At 73.9% G+C, this 19,424-nt stretch carries 17 protein-coding genes; 5 read left to right on the forward strand and 12 right to left on the reverse strand.

Annotated features, from left to right (window positions below; genetic code table 11):
* Positions 1–133: 133 nt before the first annotated feature.
* Complete coding sequence (locus AC069R_RS14465) at positions 134–1,822, reverse strand: DUF885 domain-containing protein (RefSeq protein WP_478767144.1); 1,689 nt, start codon at positions 1,820–1,822, stop codon at positions 134–136.
* A gap of 53 nt (positions 1,823–1,875) precedes the next feature.
* Positions 1,876–2,361 (reverse strand): Lrp/AsnC family transcriptional regulator, encoded by a 486-nt coding sequence (locus AC069R_RS14470; RefSeq protein ID WP_397987384.1) that lies wholly within the window; start codon positions 2,359–2,361, stop codon positions 1,876–1,878.
* Between the two features lie 61 nt (positions 2,362–2,422).
* Between AC069R_RS14470 and AC069R_RS14475 the strand changes: the two genes are divergently transcribed.
* Positions 2,423–3,685 (forward strand): trans-sulfuration enzyme family protein, encoded by a 1,263-nt coding sequence (locus AC069R_RS14475; RefSeq protein ID WP_478767145.1) that lies wholly within the window; start codon positions 2,423–2,425, stop codon positions 3,683–3,685.
* 394 nt (positions 3,686–4,079) lie between these two features.
* On the opposite strand, the gene AC069R_RS14480 is transcribed toward AC069R_RS14475, so the two are convergent.
* Together AC069R_RS14480 and AC069R_RS14485 are read right to left on the reverse strand one after the other, a co-directional pair.
* Positions 4,080–5,471: a GNAT family N-acetyltransferase gene (locus tag AC069R_RS14480; protein WP_478767146.1), complete on the reverse strand. Its 1,392-nt coding sequence runs from the start codon at positions 5,469–5,471 to the stop codon at positions 4,080–4,082.
* A 253-nt stretch (positions 5,472–5,724) separates the two neighbouring features.
* Positions 5,725–7,308 carry an alkaline phosphatase D family protein gene (locus AC069R_RS14485; RefSeq protein ID WP_478767147.1) on the reverse strand — a complete coding sequence of 528 codons (1,584 nt, stop codon included), beginning with the start codon at positions 7,306–7,308 and terminating at the stop codon, positions 5,725–5,727.
* A gap of 258 nt (positions 7,309–7,566) precedes the next feature.
* Between AC069R_RS14485 and AC069R_RS14490 the strand changes: the two genes are divergently transcribed.
* Entirely contained in the window at positions 7,567–7,875 is a 309-nt protein-coding gene (locus tag AC069R_RS14490; RefSeq protein ID WP_478767148.1) for a hypothetical protein, read from the forward strand.
* On the opposite strand, the gene AC069R_RS14495 is transcribed toward AC069R_RS14490, so the two are convergent.
* Together AC069R_RS14495 and AC069R_RS14500 are read right to left on the reverse strand one after the other, a co-directional pair.
* Positions 7,872–8,732: an alpha/beta fold hydrolase gene (locus AC069R_RS14495; protein WP_478767149.1), complete on the reverse strand. Its 861-nt coding sequence runs from the start codon at positions 8,730–8,732 to the stop codon at positions 7,872–7,874. The genes AC069R_RS14490 and AC069R_RS14495 overlap by 4 nt on opposite strands.
* Before the next feature lie 100 nt (positions 8,733–8,832).
* Positions 8,833–9,486: an NADPH-dependent F420 reductase gene (locus AC069R_RS14500; protein WP_478767150.1), complete on the reverse strand. Its 654-nt coding sequence runs from the start codon at positions 9,484–9,486 to the stop codon at positions 8,833–8,835.
* 123 nt (positions 9,487–9,609) lie between these two features.
* Between AC069R_RS14500 and AC069R_RS14505 the strand changes: the two genes are divergently transcribed.
* From AC069R_RS14505 to AC069R_RS14515, 3 genes are all read left to right on the forward strand, one after another.
* Entirely contained in the window at positions 9,610–10,494 is an 885-nt protein-coding gene (locus AC069R_RS14505) for an RNA polymerase sigma-70 factor (protein ID WP_478767151.1), read from the forward strand.
* 240 nt (positions 10,495–10,734) lie between these two features.
* Entirely contained in the window at positions 10,735–11,496 is a 762-nt protein-coding gene (locus AC069R_RS14510) for a GntR family transcriptional regulator (RefSeq protein WP_478767152.1), read from the forward strand.
* 142 nt (positions 11,497–11,638) lie between these two features.
* The gene (locus tag AC069R_RS14515; RefSeq protein WP_478767153.1) at positions 11,639–12,559 is read left to right on the forward strand and encodes an alpha/beta fold hydrolase; all 921 of its coding nucleotides are present in this window, start codon (positions 11,639–11,641) and stop codon (positions 12,557–12,559) included.
* Positions 12,560–12,582: 23 nt separating this feature from the next.
* Here AC069R_RS14515 and AC069R_RS14520 read toward each other — a convergent pair whose 3' ends face one another.
* The 6 genes from AC069R_RS14520 to AC069R_RS14545 all read right to left on the reverse strand — a co-directional run bounded on the left by AC069R_RS14520 (position 12,583) and on the right by AC069R_RS14545 (position 19,262).
* Positions 12,583–13,740 (reverse strand): ROK family protein, encoded by a 1,158-nt coding sequence (locus AC069R_RS14520; protein ID WP_478767154.1) that lies wholly within the window; start codon positions 13,738–13,740, stop codon positions 12,583–12,585.
* 160 nt (positions 13,741–13,900) lie between these two features.
* The gene (mug, locus tag AC069R_RS14525) at positions 13,901–14,389 is read right to left on the reverse strand and encodes a G/U mismatch-specific DNA glycosylase (protein WP_478767155.1); all 489 of its coding nucleotides are present in this window, start codon (positions 14,387–14,389) and stop codon (positions 13,901–13,903) included.
* A 56-nt stretch (positions 14,390–14,445) separates the two neighbouring features.
* The gene (gene purB, locus AC069R_RS14530) at positions 14,446–15,888 is read right to left on the reverse strand and encodes an adenylosuccinate lyase (protein WP_478767156.1); all 1,443 of its coding nucleotides are present in this window, start codon (positions 15,886–15,888) and stop codon (positions 14,446–14,448) included.
* A gap of 81 nt (positions 15,889–15,969) precedes the next feature.
* Positions 15,970–16,821: an SGNH/GDSL hydrolase family protein gene (locus AC069R_RS14535; protein ID WP_478767157.1), complete on the reverse strand. Its 852-nt coding sequence runs from the start codon at positions 16,819–16,821 to the stop codon at positions 15,970–15,972.
* Between the two features lie 87 nt (positions 16,822–16,908).
* Complete coding sequence (locus AC069R_RS14540; protein ID WP_478767158.1) at positions 16,909–17,922, reverse strand: hemolysin family protein; 1,014 nt, start codon at positions 17,920–17,922, stop codon at positions 16,909–16,911.
* A complete protein-coding gene (locus tag AC069R_RS14545; RefSeq protein ID WP_478767159.1) occupies positions 17,919–19,262 on the reverse strand; it encodes a hemolysin family protein in 1,344 nt (447 codons plus the stop codon). Before AC069R_RS14545 ends, AC069R_RS14540 begins: the two co-directional genes overlap by 4 nt.
* Between the last annotated feature and the right edge of the window lie 162 nt (positions 19,263–19,424).

Raw genomic sequence — 19,424 nt, forward strand, 5'->3', positions numbered from 1 at the left:
GGCCAGGGTCCGCGGCGCGCCCCACGCGGCTGGCGCGTGCGGCGGCCCGGACGGCGGTCGTCCCCCGTTCGCCAGCATGGGAGCGAAGCCGGGGGACCCGCGCGCCGGGCACGCCGATCGAGTGAGCCGGTGCTCAGAGCGCGGCCAGCTCGTCCACCAGGTCGTCCAGGCCCAGCGAGCCCTGGGAGAGGGCCGCCATGTGCCACGCCTTCAGGTCGAACGACGCGCCGTGCCGCTCGCCGGCCCGCTTCCGGCCCAGCAGCCAGGCACGCTCGCCGAGCTTGTAGCCGATGGCCTGGCCGGGCATGGTCAGGTAGCGGGTCAGCTCGCTCTCCACGAAGTCCGCCGGGCGGCTGCTGTGCGCCCCGAAGAACTCCTGCGCCAGCTCCGGCGTCCAGCGCTCGCCGGGGTGGAACGGCGAGTCCGCCGGGATCTCCAGCTCCAGGTGCATGCCGATGTCCACGATCACCCGCACCGCCCGCATCATCTGCGCGTCCAGGTAGCCGAGCCGCTCCTCCGCGTCGCCGAGGTAGCCCAGCTCGTCCATCAGCCGCTCCGCGTACAGCGCCCAGCCCTCGGCGTTGGCGCTGACGATGCCCACCGTCGCCTGGTAGCGGGAGAGGTCCTCGGCCACGTGCGCCCACTGCGCGAGCTGGAGGTGGTGGCCGGGCACGCCCTCGTGGTACCAGGTGGACACCAGGTCGTAGACCGGGAAGCGGTCCTGGCCCATGGTGGGCAGCCAGGTGCGGCCGGGCCGGGAGAAGTCCTCCGAGGGGCCCGTGTAGTACGGCGCCGCCGCGCCGCCGGGCGGGGCGAGCCGCGACTCCACCCGCCGTACCCGCTCGGCCAGTTCGAAGTGCGTGCCGTCCAGGTCCGCGATCGCCCGGTCCATCAGGCCCTGGAGCCAGCCCTGGACCTCGTCCACGCCGATGTGCCGGCCGTGCTCGTCCAGGTGCGCCAGCGCCACCCAGGGGGTCTCGGCGCCGGGCAGGATCTTCTCCGCCTCGCGCCTCATCTCGCCGAGGATGCGGTGGAACTCCGACCAGCCGTACGCGTACGCCTCGTCCAGGTCCAGGTCGGTGCCGTTGAAGTACCGCGCGAGGCGCGCGTACCGCTCCCGGCCCACCACGTTCGGGGCGCCCCCGACGGCCGGCGCGTACACCTCGCGCAGCCAGTCGCGCAGTTCCACCAGGGCGGCGGTGGCGGTGCGGGCCGCCTCGTCCAGCTCGGCGCGCAGCGCGTCGGGGCCGGCGGCGGCGAACTCCTCGTACCAGCCGCGGCCCTTGCCGTCCGTGTCGATCCACTCGCCGAGCTGCCCGATGAAGGTCTCGGTCGGCCGCGGCGCCGCGAACAGCTTGCGGTCCAGGCCCAGTTGAAGCGACTCGCGGTAGCCGGCGAGCGCCCCCGGCACCGCGCGCAGCCGCTCGGCGATCGCCGCCCAGTCCTCCTCGGTCTCCGCCGGCATCACCGTGAAGATGTCCCGCACCGAGTGGCCGGGGGTGTGCATGTTGCCGACGGCGCGCAGGTGTTCCCCCGCCTCGTGCACGGCGAGTTCGGCGGTCAGCCGCTCCCGCAGCAGCCGTCCGCAGCGCCGCTCCACGCCGCTGTCGGCGCCGGGCCCGCGCTCCGCCTCGTCCAGCCTGGCGAGAGTGGTCCGGGCCAGCTCCGCGAGGGCCTCCTGGCCCGCGGGCGAGTAGTCGGGCAGCGTGCGCGAACTCTCCGGCACGCCGAGGTAGGTGCCGGTCACCGGGTCGAGGGCGATCAGGTCGTCCACGTACGCGTCGGCGACCTGGCGGGGCAACGGGGTGTTGATCTCAGACATGCCGTCCATCCTCGTACGGGAGGGATCCCCGCGTCACCAGCGTCGGCCGGGATTCAGCTGTCGGCGTGGCCGGGCGGCAGCAGCGGCCCGCACTCCCACTGCTGGAAGATCAACCGGGTCTCCACGCGGGCGACTTCGCGGTGCGCCGTGAACTCGTCCAGGACCAGCCGCTGGAGATCGGCCATGTCCGCCACGGCCACATGCACCAGATAGTCGTCGGGGCCGGTCAGATGGAAGACCGAGCGGGCCTCCGGCAGCGCGCGCACCCGCTCCACGAACGGCCCCACCAGCTCCCTGCGGTGCGGCCTGACCTGCACCGAGAGCAGCGCCTGCAAGCCGCGGCCGAGCTTGGCCGGATCGAGCCGCAGCCGGTGCCCGAGGATCACGCCGCAGCGGCGCAGCCGGGTCACCCGGTCCAGACAGGTCGACGGCGCCACCCCCACCTGGGCGGCGAGATCGCGGTAGGTGATCCGGGCGTCGTTCTGCAACAACCGCAGCAGTTCGAGATCAACCGGATCCAGTACGACGGAATCGGCCATCGGCCGAACGTAGCACGGAGTCCGACCCCGGTAACCCGTTCGATGTTCACCCTTTTCCGTCATGGACACAGCGACGATGGGTGCCTACGACGACGTACGCCCCGCACCGAGAGCCCTCGCCACCGAGGCCGTGCACGCCGGCCGCGACGATCTCGCCCGCCAGGGGCTGCACGCCCCGCCGATCGACCTGTCCACGACCTACCCCTCCTACGACAGCCGGGGCGAGGCCGCGCGCATCGACGCCTTCGCCACCGACGGCGCCGACCCGGTGGGCCCCCCGGTCTACGGCCGGCTCGGCAACCCGACCGTCGCCCGCTTCGAGACCGCGCTGGCCCGCCTGGAGGGCACCGAGTCCGCGGTCGCGTTCGCCAGCGGCATGGCGGCCCTCAGCGCGGTGCTGCTGGCCCGCTCGGCGACGGGCCTGCGCCATGTCGTCGCGGTACGGCCGCTCTACGGGTGCAGCGACCATCTGCTCACCGCCGGGCTGCTCGGCACCGAGGTGACCTGGACCGACCCGGCCGGCATCACCGACGCGCTGCGCCCGGACACCGGCCTGGTGCTGGTCGAGTCCCCGGCCAACCCGACCCTCGCCGAACTGGATCTGCGGGCCATAGCGCACGCGTGCGGTTCGGTACCGCTGCTGGTCGACAACACCTTCGCCACGCCGGTGCTCCAGCGCCCGGCCGAGCAGGGCGCGCGGCTGGTGCTGCACAGCGCGACGAAGTACCTCGGCGGGCACGGGGACGTGCTGGCCGGGGTCGTGGCCTGCGACGAGGAGCTGGCGGGCCGGCTGCGCCAGATCCGCTTCGCCACCGGCGGCGTCCTGCACCCGCTGGCCGGCTACCTCCTGCTGCGCGGCCTGTCCACCCTGCCGGTCCGGGTCCGGGCGGCGTCCGCGAGCGCCGCGGAGCTGGTCCGCCGCCTCGCCGCGGACCCGCGGGTGTCCCGCGTGCACTATCCGCGGATCGGCGGCGCGATGATCGCCTTCGAGGTGAGGGGCGATCCGCACGAGCTGATCTCCCGCGTACGGCTGGTCACCCCGGCGGTGAGCCTGGGCAGCGTGGACACCCTGATCCAGCACCCCGCGTCCATCAGCCACCGCATCGTGGACGCGGACGACCGCCGGGGCGCCGGGGTCGGCGACAAGTTGCTGCGGCTGTCGGTGGGGCTGGAGGACGTGGACGACCTCTGGGCCGACCTGGACCAGGCACTGGGCGAGTCGGCCAGGGTGCGGGTGCGGACGGCGGAGGCGGCGCGGGCGGCGCAGGGGGTGCGGACAGCGGGGGCGGCGCAGGGGGTGCGGACGGCGGGGGCGGCGGGCTGACGGACCCGGTGGGCTGACGGACCGGTGACCGGGGGCGCCTCTCCCGGTGCCTCGGGGGGACCGGGGGAGGCGGCCTTACCGGCCCTCACCGGCCACCACCGGAGTCCGCGGGCCACTGCCGGAGTCCGCCGGCCACACCGGCCACCGCCGGAGTTCTCCGCCACTGCCGGAGTCCGCGGGCCACTGCCGGAGTCCGCCGGCCACACCGGCCACCGGCGGCCACACCGGCCACTGCCGGAGTCCGCGGGCCACTGCCGACCTCACCGGACCTCACCGCCGGAGTCCACCGGCCACCGCCGGCCCCCACCAGGCCCCGGCATCCACCGGGCCCCATCGGCCCCCGCCAGGTCCCCGCATCCACCGGTCCACCGGCCCCCACCGGCCCCCACCGACGTCAGTCCCTGTGCGCCCTGTCATACGTCGGCCGGAGCGGTGAGGGCTCTGTCGTCAGGCGTGCCGTGATCACCAGCGTGCCCTCCTCCACCTGGTAGTCCAGCGGCAGCCCGAGGCCCCGCATCGCCGCGACCATCCCCGTGTTGGACGCCTGCGTCACCGCGTACACGCTGTCGCAGCGGGCCTGGCGGGCCATCCCCACCAGCCGCCGCAGCAGCTCCGCGCCGACGCCCCGCCGCTGCCAGTCGTCCTCGACCAGCAGCGCCACCTCCGTCTCGTCGCCGTCCCACAGCAGATGCCCGAGACCGACGATCCGCCCGCCGGCCGTCTGCGCGGCGAGCGTCCGCCCGAAGCGGGGGCTGAGCAGATGGTTGAGGTAGCGGTCGGCGTCGCCGACGGGCCCGTGGTAGCGCAGCGTCAGCGTGCGGTCCGAGCACCGATCGTGCATCGCCCTCGCCGCCGCCAGGTCACCGGTGTCGATCCGCCGTACGGCGATGTCGTCGCCCTCGGGCAGCGTCAGCACGTCCTGCCCGTCCGGGAGCCGCGGACCCAGCCGCGCGTCCAGCTCCACCAGCGCCCGCGCCCGCGCGAACTCCGTGGGGGTGAACGGGAGATACGGCCGCTCCACGGTGAGCACGCCGCCCTCCGGCGCCCGCAGCCGCATGACCGTGTCCTCCAACACCCCCTCCACCGGCACCGTTTCCCAGTCACCGCCCCGGCCGGGCACCGAACGGATCGTGCACCGGCCGAGCAACTGCCGCAGCGCCAGCGGAAGTTCCGCCGCATCCAGCGCCGTACGGGTGGCCAGGCCCAGCACCCGCGTCGGGGCGTCGACCAGATCGTGGGCGTCGGCCCGCTCGATGTACGTGGAGCCGCCCCCGGCCGCCGCGACCGCCCGCGTCAGCTCGGCCGCGCCCAGCGCGCCGGGCGCCCGCAGCAGGAACTCGTCCACGGTGCCCTCGGCCAGCGGGTGCGTCTGGAGGCTCAGGATGTCCACCCGGTGTTCCGCCAGCGCCGTGCACAGCGCGGCCAGCGAGCCGGGTTCGTCCCTGACCGTCGTCCGCATCCGCCACAGCGTGCTGGGCCCGCTCGCCCCGCCGTCGCCCGGCCCGGCAGACCGCGCCACGGCGGCCGGCCGGGCACCGGTATCACCGGCCGGCGGCGGAGGCGGCGCATGGCCGTGCCGCCGCGCCCACCAGGTGTGGAAGCCCGCCGTCGCGGCCAGCGCGAGCGCCGAGATCATCAGCAGGGCCGGCCCGTCGGGGCCGTGCCCGATCAGGTTCGCCACCCCGTCGGCCACGGCGACGGCGGTGAAGAGGGCGGCCAGTTCCACCAGGTCCCGCCGCCAGTGGTGCACGGGCCGGCCGTGCCGGGCGCGGGTCACATCAGACATATCCGGAGTCATACAACCACTGTGAAGGAAGCGTGTTGCCTGATCACGAACTGTTTGTGACCGACAGGTAAAGCATGCTCCGCCCCATTTGTTCCATCTTCTACGACCATGTGTGGCCGGTTCCTGGCGGGAGGCGCCCGGAACAGGGCAAAGGCCGCTCCGCGCGCGCGAGTTGAGGGGGCCGCGCGCCGGGGGATGACGCCGGCGCGCGACATGGGTCGAAGCGTACGGGAACCGGCCGGGAAACCGTCGATTACCGGCCGACCCGGCCGGGCTGGAGCGTCCTGGTGAACAGCACCGTACCGTCGTACTCCCGCAGCCGTACCGTCAGCTCGCCGCTCGCGCCGTCGATGTCGACCTCGCCGAAGAACTGGTAGCCCTCGGCGGGCGAGACGTTGGAGGCGGTCGGCGCCTTGACGAACACCCGGTCCGGGCCGAACGTGCCGTCCAGGTCGCCGGCCGGGAACGCGCCGGCGTTCAGCGGGCCCGAGACGAACTCCCAGAACGGCTCGAAGTCCTTGAACGCGGCCCGCGCGGGGGCGTAGTGCTGCGCGGAGGTGTGGTGCACATCGGCGGTCAGCCACACCGTGCCGGTGATCCGGCGGTGCTTGATGAACCGCAGCAGTTCGGCGATCTGGAGCTCACGGCCGAGCGGCGCGCCGGGGTCGCCCTGCGCGACGGCCTCGAAGTCCGGCTTGCCCTCCACCGGGTCCGGCACGACGAGACCGAGCGGCATGTCGTTGGCAATCACCTTCCACACCGCACGGGACGCGGCCAGCTCGCGCTTGAGCCAGTCCAGCTGCGCGCGGCCGAGGATGCCCACCGGGTCGGTGGTCTGGTCGTCGGGGGAGTTGGCGTTCCGGTAGCTGCGCATGTCGAGGACGAACACGTCGAGCAGAGGGCCGTGGCGCAGCACACGGTAGATCCGGCCGTCGGGGCGGGTGCCCAGGGTGGAGATCGGGAAGTACTCGCAGAAGGCGCGGCGGCTGTTGCGCGCGAGGTCGTCGAGGCGGGTGCCGGCCGGGTAGGGGGTGCCGGAGCCGATGACCTCGCCGGGGTACCAGTTGTTGCGGACCTCGTGGTCGTCCCACTGGATGATGCCGGGGACCTGTGCGTTGAACCGGCGCAGGGCGTCGTCCAGCAGGTTGTAGCGGAAGTTGCCCCGGTAGTCGTCCAGGGTGATCGCGACGTGCGACTTCGCCTCGGTGGTGACGCTGCGGTACAGGCTCCCGTCGGGGAGCGTGGCGGTCGCGGAGATCGGGCCGTCGGCGTAGATGTTGTCGCCGCTGCACAGGAAGAAGTCGGGGTCGGTCCGGGCCATGGCGTCGAAGATGCGGTAGCCGCCGATCGACTCGTTGATGCCCCAGCCCTGTCCGGCGAGATCGCCCGACCACACGAATCGCACGCCCCGGCGCCGCTTGTCCGGCGCGGTGCGGAAGGTGCCGGTCACCGGCTCGCCGGTGCGCCGGGGGTCGTCCGGGCCGGTCAGGGTCACCCGGTAGTGGATCTGCTCGCCGGCGGGCAGCCCGCGCAGCCGGGTGGTGCCGGTGAAGTCGGTGTCCGCGCCCAGCAGCGGGCCCTGCCACCTGCGCGGATTGCGGAACGACTCGGTCGCCGCCGTCTCCACGGTCATCCGGGCCTGCCGGTCCGCGCGCACCCAGACCAGGCCGGAGTCCGCCGTCACGTCCCCGGCCTGCACCCCCCAGTCCCCTCGGGGCCGCCCGGACAGCGCGAACGCCGGGGCCGCGGCGAGCCCGCCGGGCAGGGCCAGCGCCGCCGACGCGGCGAGCGATCCGCGCAGAACACCGCGGCGACCGGGGAGCGAACGGTCCGACATGACAACGCCTCCAGCAACGGGATCCGACCAGTGTGCGCAGCCACACCTACGGGGGCCGCGCGGAGCGCACACGAACCGGAGGTGAACAACCGTGCATGCCGGTACGGGACTTGGGGTGGCGCGGCGCTCGGTGCCCGCGACGGTGAAGCGTCGTCCGCCGATCGGGTGAACCGGGCGGGAACGGACGGAACGGGGCGGCGCCCGCGCGATAGCTGTGGAGCGAGCCCGCGTCCGGAGCGGGAGCGTCGACGGTGAAGGATGATCGTGCGAGTAAAGGCAGTTCTGGTTTCCCTGGCCGCGGCGGCCTGTTCGGTGCTGGGCCTCGCGGGGTCCGCGCAGGCCGCGTCGGGAGACGTCGTCGTCTTCTCCACCGAGGTCCAGCCCCTGGACGTCTACCACGACCCCGTGGGCTGCCACCGGCTGCCCGCGCTCGCCCACGTCCTGTCGAACCTCTCGGACGAGCCGGTGCGGATCTACGGCAACCCCTTCTGCCTCGGCCCCTCACTGGCCGTGCAGCCCGGCTACGGAACGCATGTACCGGGCGGCGCGGGGTCGTTCTCCGCCTAACCCTCCTCACCCTCCTCCGGTGACCCGCCCCTGCTGCCGTCCAGGATGACCCGTGCCACCAGTGCCGGATCGTCGCTCATCGGGCAGTGCCCGCAGCCGGGGAGGCGGATCAGGCGGGCGTGCGGGATGGTCTGCTTGGCGCGGACGCCCTGGCGGCGCAGGAGGAGGCGGTCCCGGCTGCCCCAGGCGACCGTGACCGGCAGACCGGGCAGCGGGTCGGTGAAGCGGACGGTGTTGCCGGACCGCAGGGTCGCCGTGAAGCCCGTGGCCTCCACCAGCGCACGGGTCTCGGCGACCACGGCCGCGGGGTCGCGGCGGGCGGGGCGGGCGTAGATCGTGCTCGTCAGCGCCGTGCGGCCCGCCGCGCTGCGGCTGAGCCGTTCCACCAGGGGCACCGGCAGCCGCTGGGCGACACCCCGCATCGCAAGCAGCGTCGCGAAGGCGTACCGCCGCTCGGCCTCCGTCCAGAACCCGGCGGGGGAGAAGGCCGTGACGGACCGTACGAGCTTCTCGCGGCCCAGCTCCAGCGCGAGCAGGCCGCCCAGCGAGTTGCCCGCGATGTGCGGGCGGTCCAGGCCCAGCGTCTCGAACAGGGCGCCCAGCACGGCGTTGGTCGTGGGCAGGTCGTAGGCGAGGGCGGGTGGCAGCGCCGGGGACGCGCCGAAGCCCGGCAGGTCGACCGCGATCACCTCGCGCTCGGTGGCGAGGATGTCCACCACCGGGTCCCAGGCCTGCCGGTGGTGCCCGATGCCGTGCAGCAGCACCAGCGGCTCGCCGCGCCCCACGCGCGCGTAGGACACGGCCACCTCTTCGGGGCCGTGCGGGGTCGATACGGTGAAGGAGGCGGTGGCGGACATGGGTGCTCCTCGGCTCGACTGCTGACAGACGCCGTAGACAGCTTGTCAGCAATTACTACCGACGGGTAGCCCCAGGGTCGCCGGCGGCACCGAACCGGCGTCAACCCGCCCGCCGCACCTCGATGTTGACGTCCGCGTGCCCGAACACCCGCGACATCCGCAGCCACAGCGGCAGATACATCTCCGTGGCCCGCGCCGCCGCGATACCCCCCAGATCCAGCACCCGCCCGGCCGGCCACCCGAAGTCGCCCAGCCACGCCGTCACCCGCTCCTTCGCCGCCGCGTCCTCCCCGCACACGAACAGATGGTGCTCGCCCGGCACCCGCGCCGGATCGACCATCACCGTGACGTTGACGGTGTTCAGCGTCTTGACCACCCGCGCTCCGGGAAACGCCCGCTGGATCCGCTCGCCCATGCTGTCCGACTCCACCGGGTCGAGCCGCGGCAGCCCGTCCTCGAAGGACAGCGGGTTGCACACGTCCACCAGGATCTTGCCGTCCAGGTGCGCGGCGCCCGCCGCCCGCAGCGCGTCCAGCGCCACCCGCCCGCTCACCGCGTTGATCACCGCCTCGCCCGCCTCCGCGGCCTGCGCGAACGTCCCCGCGTGCGCCCGCCCGGCCGCCGCCGTCGCCCACTCCCGCGCCACCGGGTTGTCCGCGGTGCGCGAGCCCAGCGTCACCTCGTGCCCCAGCTCCACCAGCCGCCCCGCCAGCGTCCGGCCCACCTCGCCCGTGCCCAGCACCCCGTACCGCATCGCACACCTCCGGCTCCCGGCCGCCGGCGCCCGGCGGTCCGCGCGGTCATTGTGATCCGGCACGCCCACGCACGGCCTGATTCCGAGTGGACAGCGCCGGGGCGTGTCGGATGGGATGAGGACATGACCGCCGACCCCGCGACCGACGTCTTCGAGGAGCACCGGAGCCTGCTCACCGGCGTCGCCTACCGCATGCTCGGCCGGGTCGCCGACGCCGAGGACGTGGTCCAGGACGCCTGGCTGCGCTGGTCCCGCGCCGACCGCGCGGAGGTCCGCGAACCCCGCGCCTACCTGGTGCGGATCACCACCCGGCTGGCCATCGACCGGCTGCGCCAGGTGCAGTCGCGCGCCGAGTCGTACGTCGGACCCTGGCTGCCCGAGCCGTACGTCACCGAATACGGCGACACCGCACCCGACGCCGCCGACCGGGCCGTCCTCGCCGACACCGTCTCGATGGCCGTACTGGTCGTCCTGGAATCGCTTTCGCCCCTGGAACGCGCCGTGTTCGTGCTGCGGGAGGCGTTCGGCTTCCCGTTCGCCGAGATCGCCGCCCTGCTCGACCGCGGCGAACCGGCGGTACGGCAGCTCGCCGCACGGGCCCGCCGGCACGTGCAGGAGCGCCGGCCGCGCTACGACGTCGATCCCGGCCGGCGCCGCGAGTTGACGGAGCGTTTCCTGCTCGCCGCGTCCGGGGGCGACCTGGACGGGCTGATGTCGGTGCTCGCCCCGGACGTGCGGCTGGTCTCCGACGGCGGGGGCAAGGTCAGGGCGGCCCTGCGGATCCTGCACAGCGCGGACAAGGTGGCCCGCTTCGTGGCCGCCGTCGCCCCCACCGTGGGATCCGACCCCGCCCTGCGGCTGCTGGAGGTCAACGGCGGTCCCGCCGTCCTGGTCCTGTCCGGCGGCAAACCCGACAGCCTCTTCCAACTGGACGTCACGGAGGGCCGCGTGACCTCGGTCTACATCCAGCGCAACCCCGACAAGCTGCGCCACCTGGCCGACCACTGAACCGCATGCGGACCCGAGCCCCCGTCCCGCGACGGGGGCTTTGCCGTGATGTCACCCGGATCACCGCGTACGAACGCCTCGTGAACGCTGCGCTGCGGCCCCCCTCGGCGTTCGTCCGGGGAACGAGGATTGGTCTTGACCAAGGGTGTCGGCCGTCCTATGGTCGGCAGAGAAGTGCAACAACCTTTAATAAACAAGGGCGCTAAAAACCGCCGCACCACGGCTCTTGCGGAGGACAGGGTGGGGACCACGCAGCTGGATTCGGTGCAGGAACCGAAGTACTGGCATCTCAGGACCGTGCTCAGCGAGGCGCTCGACTCCGAGTTCTCGGTCGGCGAGATCCTGCCCAACGAGCGCGATCTGGCCGCCCGCTTCGGCGTGGCCCGCGCCACGCTCCGCCAGGCCCTCGAACAGCTGGAGCTGGAGGGCCGGTTGCAGCGCCGCCGGGGCGTCGGCACCACCGTCGCGCCGCCGCGCGTGGGCGTGGCCGTCGGCGGCGAACAGCACGCCTGGCCCGGCGGCGCCGGGGACGCCTGGCAGGCCGTCGACTGCGCCCAGGAGACCGCGCCCGCGGCCGTCGCCGCCGCGCTGGAGACCGGCGCGGACGAGCCCGTGCACACCGTGCGCCGCTCCCGGATGTCGGGCGGCCAGCTGGTCGCCACCGAACTCCTCTACATCCCGGCCGCGTCGGTGCCCGGCCTCACCGCGATCGACGCGCCCTCCGGCGCCGCCCGCGCGCGTGCGGTGCTGCGGGAGCTGCACCACCTGGAGCTGGAGGGCCAGGACCGGGCCGTCGAGCTGGGCTCGGCCCGCGCGGACGACGCCCGTGAGCTGGACCGGCTCCCCGGCTCGCCCGTCCTCGTCGTCACCACCCGCTTCACCGCCCTCGGCCGTACCGCCGCCCTCTCCGTGGCGACCTACCGCGCCGACACCTGCCGGCTGACCTTCGGCGACAGCGCGGGCGTGGAGATCCACCACGACCCGGCCCGGCGGGCCTCCTGATCCGTCCGGGCAGCTCCTCGCCGTGCGTGCGCCCCTGAGCTTCACCGGGCCGCACCGGTGCGGGCGGTCGGCACCATGTCGCCGGCCGCGTGCCGCTCCTATTATTCCGGCGACCACGCACCGCGAGGAGGCCGTTTTGCCGATGAGCCGTATCCCGCCCGCGGCACAGGTACCGGCGTACGAGGAGCTGCGCGTCCCCGTGCGCGGTGGCGATCTGGCCGTACTGCGCTGGCCCGCCGCCGACCCCGGCGCCCCCGTGGTGCTGGCCCTGCACGGCATCACCGCCAACGGCCTGTCCTGGGCGCGGGTCGCCCACCACCTGGCCGGCCGCGTCACCCTGCTCGCCCCGGACCTGCGCGGGCGGGCCCACAGCCGCGACCTGCCGGGCCCGTACGGCATCGCCGCGCACGCCGACGACATGGCCGCCGTGGCCGACCGGCTGGCCCCCGGCCCCGTGGTGCTCACCGGCCACTCCATGGGCGCCTTCACCGCCGCGCTGACCGCCGGGCGCCATCCCGACCTGCCCCGCGCCCTGCTGCTCGTCGACGGCGGTGTGCCCTTCCCCGTGCCGGCCGAACCGGACCCCGACGAGCTGATCGCCGCCGTCCTCGGCCCGGCCATGGCCCGGCTGTCGATGACGTTCGAGGACCGGGCCGCCTACCGGGCGTTCTGGCAGCGGCATCCGGGCTTCGCCGCCGCCTGGTCGCCCTGGGTGGACGCCTACATCCAGCGCGATCTCGTGGGCGTCGAGCCCGAGTTGCGCTCGTCCTGCGCGATCGAGGCGGTCCGCGCCGACGGCATCGACCAGCTCGGCGGGGAGGTGGCCGAGGCGATCCACCGGCTGCCGCTGCCCGCGCGACTGCTCTGGGCGGAACGCGGCCTGATGGACGAGCCGCAGGGCCTGTACGACGACGACCGCCTCGCCGCCGCCCAGCTCGACCCCGGACGGGTCACGGCCCGGCGCGTTCCCGGCACCAACCACTACACGATCCTCGTCGGCGACACCGGCGCCCGGATCGTCGCGGACCAGCTGCTGGCCGAGGCGGGCGTCGCGGCGCCGTAGCGGGAGCGGTAGTACGGTCCCCGTCAGCGGCGCGCCGTCACCGTGCCCTCCACCGCGAACAGCTGCTCCTCCACATGGTCCAGGGCCAGCCGCAGCGCCCCGGTGGCCACGGCCGCCTCGCCCAGCACGGACAGTGCCACGCGAGGCGGTCGCAGGCAGTAGCGGGCCAGTTCGCGGCGCAGCGGTTCCAGGACACCGTCCAGCCCGGCCGCCCAGCCGCCGATCACGACCAGCTCCGGATCGAGCGCGAGCACCAGCGCGGCCACGTCGTGCACCAGCCGCTGGATGAACCGCTCCACCGCCGCCCGCGCCCGCAGATCGCCCTCCCGCGCCAGCGCGAACACCTCGGCCACGGCCTGCTCGTCCAGCGGGTGCAACGGCTCGTCGGTGGTGGACAGCAGCGTCTCCGGGGTGGCCTCCCGGCCCAGCAGGTGCAGCGCCCCGATCTCCCCGGCCGCCCCGCCGAAGCCGCGGTGCAGCCGGCCGCCGATCAGCGCGCCCGCTCCGGGGCTCAGCCCGGCCAGCACGAACACCACGTCGTCGGTGTCGTCCGCCGCGCCCTTCCAGTGCTCGGCGACCGCCGCCGCGTTGGCGTCGTTCTCCACCAGCACCGGGCACTTGAAGGAACGGCTCAGCCGCTCGCCGAGGCCGAGGCCCGTCCACTGCGGTAGCGCCGTGCTCAGCCGCACCGTGCCGTCGGCCGCCACGATGCCCGGCGTGCCCACGCCCACCGCGCGCAGCGAGCCGCGGGGGACCCCGCAGCGCCGCAGCAGCTCGGCGACCGTGCCCCGCAGCCGGTCCAGGCGCTCGTCCGCGGGTGCCGTCTCGGTGACCTCCTTGGCCTGCCGGCCCAGCACCCGCCCGTCCAGGTCGGACAGCAGCGCGGCGACCCGGTGCGGGCCGATCTCCAGGCCCAGCAGATGCCCCGCCTCGGCCCGGAACCGGAACCTCCGGGCCGGGCGCCCCTGCCTGCGCGCGATCCCCTCGTCGGCGGCCCGCTCCACCACGAGCCCGGCCTCGATCAGCTGCTCCATCACGCCCTCGACCGTGGGCCGGGACAGCCCGGTGACCCGCGCGATCTCGCTGAGCGTCGCGCAGTCCGTGGCCCGCAGCGCGTGCAGCACCACCGCGGAGTTGATCCTTCGCAGCAGCGAGGGATCGCCGCCGGTCAGCTGCCCCACCGTCCGTCCTCCCAGCTCGCGGGCGTGTTGGCCGGATCGTACTCGTCCCACCCCGCCCCGGCGAGCGCCGGGCTCGCCCCGGTCGCGCTGGTTCCCGCCGAGACCACGGGGCTTGCCGCCCTCGGGTGCCCGGATCGGCCGGCCGCGGGGATGCCCCGGCCTACTCCTCCGCCGCCACCCGCAGCCGCCCGAACTCCTCCGCCATCGTCGCCGCCGTCCAATGCGCGTTGAGGCCACTGGGGTTGGGCAGGACCCATACTCGGGTGTCCCCGATGGTCCGCTCCTGCGGTCCTATCCGGGCGGTCCGGTCGGCGAAGGCGGCGCGGTAGGCGGTCACCCCGACCACCGCGAGCCAGCGCGGCGCGAGGTGCCGTACCTTCTCGGTCAGCAGCCGGCCGCCCTCGGCGTACTCCTCGGCGGTCAGCTCGTCCGCCCGCGCGGTCGCGCGGGCCACGACATTGGTGATGCCGAGGCCGTACGACAGCAGGTCTCGCTGCTCGGCCGGCTTCAGCAGCCTCGGCGTGAAGCCGGACAGGTGCAGCACCGGCCAGAACCGGTTGCCGGGGCGGGCGAAGTGGTGGCCGGTGGCCGCCGTCATCAGGCCGGGGTTGATGCCGCAGAAAAGCACCCGGAGGCCGCCCGCGACCACGTCCGGGACGAGACGGTCGCGAGCGGCCTCCAGGTCCGCCCGGGAAAGACGCGGGGTCAGAGGATCGCCCCCGGCGTGTAGCCGGCGGCCTCCGGGCGCTGCTTGACGATCTCCTCGATCCGGCCGACGACCACGGCGACCTGGTCGGCCGCGGCGCCGGTGAAGGACAGCTTGTCGGCCATCAGCGCGGCCAGCTGCTCGCGGTCCAGCGGGAGGCGCTCGTCGGCGGCGAGCTTGTCCAGCAGATCGTTGCGCTCGGCACCCTGCTCGCGCATGGCGAGGGCGGTGGCGACGGCGTTCTCCTTGATCGCCTCGTGCGCGACCTCGCGGCCGACCCCGGCGCGCACCGCGCCCATCAGCACCTTGGTGGTGGCGAGGAACGGCAGGTAGCGGTCCAGCTCGCGGGCGATGACCGCCGGGAACGCGCCGAACTCGTCGAGCACCGTCAGGAAGGTCTCCAGCAGGCCGTCCAGCGCGAAGAACGCGTCCGGGAGCGCGACCCGGCGCACCACGGAGCAGGACACGTCGCCCTCGTTCCACTGGTCGCCCGCCAGCTCGCCGGTCATCGAGGCGTAGCCGCGCAGGATCACCATCAGGCCGTTGACGCGCTCGCAGGAGCGGGTGTTCATCTTGTGCGGCATCGCCGAGGAGCCGACCTGGCCGGGCTTGAAGCCCTCGGTGACCAGCTCGTTGCCGGCCATCAGCCGGATCGTCTTGGCCAGCGAGGACGGCGCCGCCGCCAGCTGCACCAGCGCGGTGACGACCTCGTAGTCCAGCGAGCGCGGGTAGACCTGGCCGACCGAGGTGAACGCCTGGGAGAAGCCCAGGTGGCCGGCGATCCGCTGCTCCAGCTCGGCGAGCTTGGCCGCGTCGCCGCCCAGCAGGTCCAGCATGTCCTGCGCGGTGCCGACCGGGCCCTTGATGCCGCGCAGCGGGTAGCGGGCGAGCAGCTCCTCGATACGGCCGTAGGCCACGAGCAGCTCGTCGGCGGCGGTCGCGAAGCGCTTGCCGAGGGTGGTGGCCTGCGCGGCCACGTTGTGGGAGCGGCCGGCCATGACCAGCTCGGCGTACTCGCCGGCCAGCTTGCCGAGACGGGCGAGGACGGCCACACCGCGGTCGCGCATCAGCTCCAGGGAGAGCCGGATCTGGAGCTGCTCGACGTTCTCCGTGAGGTCACGGGAGGTCATGCCCTTGTGCACGTGCTCGTGCCCGGCGAGGGCGTTGAACTCCTCGATCCGCGCCTTCACGTCGTGCCGGGTGACCTTCTCGCGCTCGGCGATCGAGGCCAGGTCGACGGTGTCGAGGACACGCTCGTAGTCGGCGAGCGCCGCGTCCGGCACCTCGATGCCGAGGTCCTTCTGGGCCCGCAGCACGGCGAGCCAGAGCTGCCGCTCCAGCTTCACCTTCTGCTCGGGCGACCAGAGCGTGGCGAGCTCGGCGGAGGCGTAGCGTCCGGCGAGGACGTTCGGGATGCGGGGCTTGGCGGGCGCTGAAGTCACGTGACCAGAGTCTACTGGCGCTTTGTGCAGGCCAGCGCCACGCCCCTATTCGTCGAAAGCTACGAGAGCGGCGTGCCTCGGTTACGCCCGCTTCTCGTACGCCTCTCGTGCCTCGTGGGTCTCGTATGCCGCGTCGGTCTCATCCGTCCCACCGGTCTCGTACGGCAGCAGCTCCGGCCGCTTGGCCGGCAGGCCGTCGCCGGAGGAGCGGCCCGTCAGGCGTCTGCCGATCCAGGGGAGCAGGTGCTGCCGGGCGAAGCGGAGGTCCGCCGTGCGCCGGTGCAGCCAGGCCGGGGGTGCGGTGGCCGGCATCGGGACGTGCCACTCGGTGTCCTCGGGCGGGTAGCCGAGCGTCTGCCAGACCGCCTCGGCCACCCGGCGGTGGCCCTCGGCCGTCAGATGCAGCCGGTCCACGTCCCACAGCCGGGGATCGCCGAGCGCGGGGGCGCCGTACAGGTCGACGACGAGAGCGCCGTGCTTCGCGGCCAGCTCGTCCACGGTGGCGAACAACTCCTCCATGCGCGGCCGGAACCGCTCCAGGACCGGGCCCCGGCGGCCGGGGCTGCGCATCAGCACCAGTCGCCGGCAGGAGGGGGCCAGCCGCTCCACCGCCTCGGTCAGCAGCCCGCGCACCCTGCCCATGTCGCACTTGGGCCGCAGGGCGTCGTTGAGCCCGCCGACCAGGGTCACCACATCGGCGTTCATGGCGGCGGCCCGGTCCACCTGCTCGTCGACGATCTGCCCGATCAGCTTGCCGCGCACGGCGAGGTTGGCGTACCGGAAACCCGGTGTGCCCGCCGCCATCCGCGCGGCGAGCACATCCGCCCAGCCCCGGTAGGAGCCGTCCGGCAGCAGATCGGACATGCCCTCGGTGAAGGAGTCGCCGATCGCGACCAGGCTGGAGTACGGGGGAGGCGCGGGGTTCGTCTGCATGGCGACAGCGATGGTATCCCGGCTCCATACCCAGCGGTCGGTCGGGGCGGCCGGCCCGCTCAGGCAGGCCTGCTCAGGCCGGCCCGGTCAGGCCGGCTGGCCGAACAGCTCCCGCAGCACGTCCTCCATGGTCACCAGCCCGGCGAGGCGCCCGTCGTCGCCGAGGACGGCCGCCACGTGGTTGCGGCTGCCCCGCATCGCGGTGAGCACGTCGTCCAGCGGGGTGTCCGCCTTCACCCGCGCGATGGGCCGCATGTCGCGCAGCGCGAACGGCAGGTCTCGGGGCAGGGCGTCCAGCGCGTCCTTGACGTGCAGATACCCGACGATGCGACGGCTCGCGTCGACCACCGGGAAGCGGGAGAAGCCCGACTCGGCCGACAGCCGCTCCAGCTGCTCCGGGGTGACGCCCACCCGCGCGTACACCACCCGCTCCAGCGGCACCACCACGTCCCGCACCGGGCGGCTGCCCAGCTCCAGGGCGTCGTGCAGCCGCTCCTGCGCCCGGCCGTCGATCAGGCCCGCCTCGCTCGCGTCCTTGACGATCTCGGCGAGTTCGGCGTCCGTGAAGGTGGCCGCGACCTCGTCCCTGGCCTCCACCCGCAGCAGCTTCAGCAGCCCGTTGGCGAACGCGTTCACCGTGAAGATCACCGGGCGCAGCGCGCGGGACAGCGCGACCAGCGGCGGCCCGAGCAGCAGCGCGGCGCGCACCGGCTCCGCGAGCGAGATGTTCTTGGGCACCATCTCGCCGAGCAGCATGTGCAGATAGGTCGCCAGGGTCAGCGCGATCACGAACGACACCACATGGCCCACGCCCAGCGGCACGCCCACCGCGTGGAACACCGGCTCCAGCAGCTGCGCGATGGCCGGCTCGGCGACCACACCCAGGACCAGCGTGCACAGCGTGATGCCGAGCTGGGCGGCGGCCAGCAGCGCGGAGACGTGCTCCAGGCCCCACAGCACGCTCCTGGCCCGCCGGTCGCCCTCCTGCGCGAGCGGCTCGATCTGCGAGCGGCGCACCGAGATCAGCGCGAACTCACCGGCCACGAAGAAGGCGTTGACCACGAGGGTGGCCAGACCGATCAGCAGCTGTACGGCGGTCATCGCGCCCCCTCCGTGGTCCTGTTCCCGCGCTCGTCGTCCAGCGGTGCGTGCAGCAGCAGCCGGGCGGCGCGCCGCCCGGAGGCGTCCACCACGTCCAGGCGCCAGCCGGCGATCTCGACCCGGTCGCCGGCCTCGGGTATCCGGCCCAGCTCGGTGGCGACCAGTCCGGCCAGGGTTTCGTACGGCCCCTCGGGCACCCGCAGTCCGACGCGCGCGAGCTGGTCGGTGCGGGCGGCGCCGTCGGCCGAGTACAGGGCCCGGCCGCTCTCGTCCGCGCCGGCCGGGGCGAGGTCGGGCGTCTCGTGCGGGTCGTGTTCGTCGCGCACCTCGCCGACGACCTCCTCGACGATGTCCTCCAGGGTCGCCACGCCCGCCGTGCCGCCGTACTCGTCGATGACGACGGCCATGGTGCGGCGGCCGGAGAGCCGGTCGAGGAGCCGGTCGACGGTGAGGGACTCGGGCACCAGCAGCGGCTCCCGCAGCAGATGCGAGACGCGGCGGTGGCGGCGGTGCTCGGCGGGCACCGCGAGGACGTCCTTGATGTGGACGGTGCCGACGACGGAGTCGAGGTTGCCGCGGAAGACCGGGAAGCGGGACAGGCCCGTGGCGCGGGTCGCGTTCGCCACGTCCTCGCAGGTCGCCTGCTCCTCCAGGGCGATGACCTGGACGCGCGGGGTCATCACGTTCTCCGCGGTCAGGTCGGCCAGGTTCAGCGTCCGCACGAACAGCTCGGCGGTGTCCGCCTCCAGGGCGCCCTGCTTGGCGGAGTGCCGGGCGAGCGCGGCCAGCTCCTGCGGGCCGCGCGCGGAGGCCAGCTCCTCGGCGGGTTCGAGACCGAGCCGGCGTACGACACGGTTGGCCGTGTTGTTCAGCTGGGCGATGAAGGGGCGGAAGGCGGCGCTGAACCAGCGCTGCGGGGTGCCCACCCGTTTGGCGACGGCCAGCGGCGAGGAGATCGCCCAGTTCTTGGGCACCAGCTCGCCGACGACCATCAGGAACACCGTGGACAGCGCGGTGCCGAGCACCAGGGCCGCCGAATTCGCCGCGCCGCCCGACAATCCCATGGCCCGGAACGGCCCGGCGAGCAGCTTGGCGATCGAGGGCTCGGCGAGCATGCCGACGACCAGGTTGGTGACGGTGATGCCGAGCTGGGCGCCGGAAAGCTGGAACGTCAGGTTCCGGGCGGCCTTCAGGGCGCCCGCGGCACCCCGCTCGCCGCGCTGCGCGGCCCGCTCCAGCTCACCGCGCTCGACCGTGGTCAGCGAGAACTCGGCGGCCACGAACGCGCCGCAGGCCACCGACAGCAGGATCGCCACCAGCAGGAGCAGCACTTCGGTCATCGGGTCACCCCCATCCCATGATCGGACAGGGGACGGCGGGACGCGCGGTGTCGCGGGCCGGGGGGCTCGTCCATGAGGGGACGCTCACTACCTTTCACAGAGGACCGAGTGCTCCCTCCAGGGTAAAGGATGGGCAAAGTGTCGTCGGGGGCCTGTGGATAA

It is taken from the genome of Streptomyces sp. NPDC043952, from assembly GCF_056435325.1.

Coding starts and splice junctions, on each gene's coding strand:
- AC069R_RS14470 (WP_397987384.1), bottom strand. CDS start 2,361: ATGGCCGATTCCGTCGTACTGGATCCGGTTGATCTCGAACTGCTGCGG.
- AC069R_RS14480 (WP_478767146.1), bottom strand. CDS start 5,471: ATGTCTGATGTGACCCGCGCCCGGCACGGCCGGCCCGTGCACCACTGG.
- AC069R_RS14545 (WP_478767159.1), bottom strand. CDS start 19,262: ATGACCGAAGTGCTGCTCCTGCTGGTGGCGATCCTGCTGTCGGTGGCC.
- AC069R_RS14495 (WP_478767149.1), bottom strand. CDS start 8,732: ATGTCCGCCACCGCCTCCTTCACCGTATCGACCCCGCACGGCCCCGAA.
- AC069R_RS14485 (WP_478767147.1), bottom strand. CDS start 7,308: ATGTCGGACCGTTCGCTCCCCGGTCGCCGCGGTGTTCTGCGCGGATCG.
- AC069R_RS14465 (WP_478767144.1), bottom strand. CDS start 1,822: ATGTCTGAGATCAACACCCCGTTGCCCCGCCAGGTCGCCGACGCGTAC.
- AC069R_RS14475 (WP_478767145.1), top strand. CDS start 2,423: ATGGACACAGCGACGATGGGTGCCTACGACGACGTACGCCCCGCACCG.
- AC069R_RS14540 (WP_478767158.1), bottom strand. CDS start 17,922: ATGACCGCCGTACAGCTGCTGATCGGTCTGGCCACCCTCGTGGTCAAC.
- AC069R_RS14500 (WP_478767150.1), bottom strand. CDS start 9,486: ATGCGGTACGGGGTGCTGGGCACGGGCGAGGTGGGCCGGACGCTGGCG.
- AC069R_RS14535 (WP_478767157.1), bottom strand. CDS start 16,821: ATGCAGACGAACCCCGCGCCTCCCCCGTACTCCAGCCTGGTCGCGATC.
- AC069R_RS14505 (WP_478767151.1), top strand. CDS start 9,610: ATGACCGCCGACCCCGCGACCGACGTCTTCGAGGAGCACCGGAGCCTG.
- AC069R_RS14490 (WP_478767148.1), top strand. CDS start 7,567: ATGATCGTGCGAGTAAAGGCAGTTCTGGTTTCCCTGGCCGCGGCGGCC.
- AC069R_RS14515 (WP_478767153.1), top strand. CDS start 11,639: ATGAGCCGTATCCCGCCCGCGGCACAGGTACCGGCGTACGAGGAGCTG.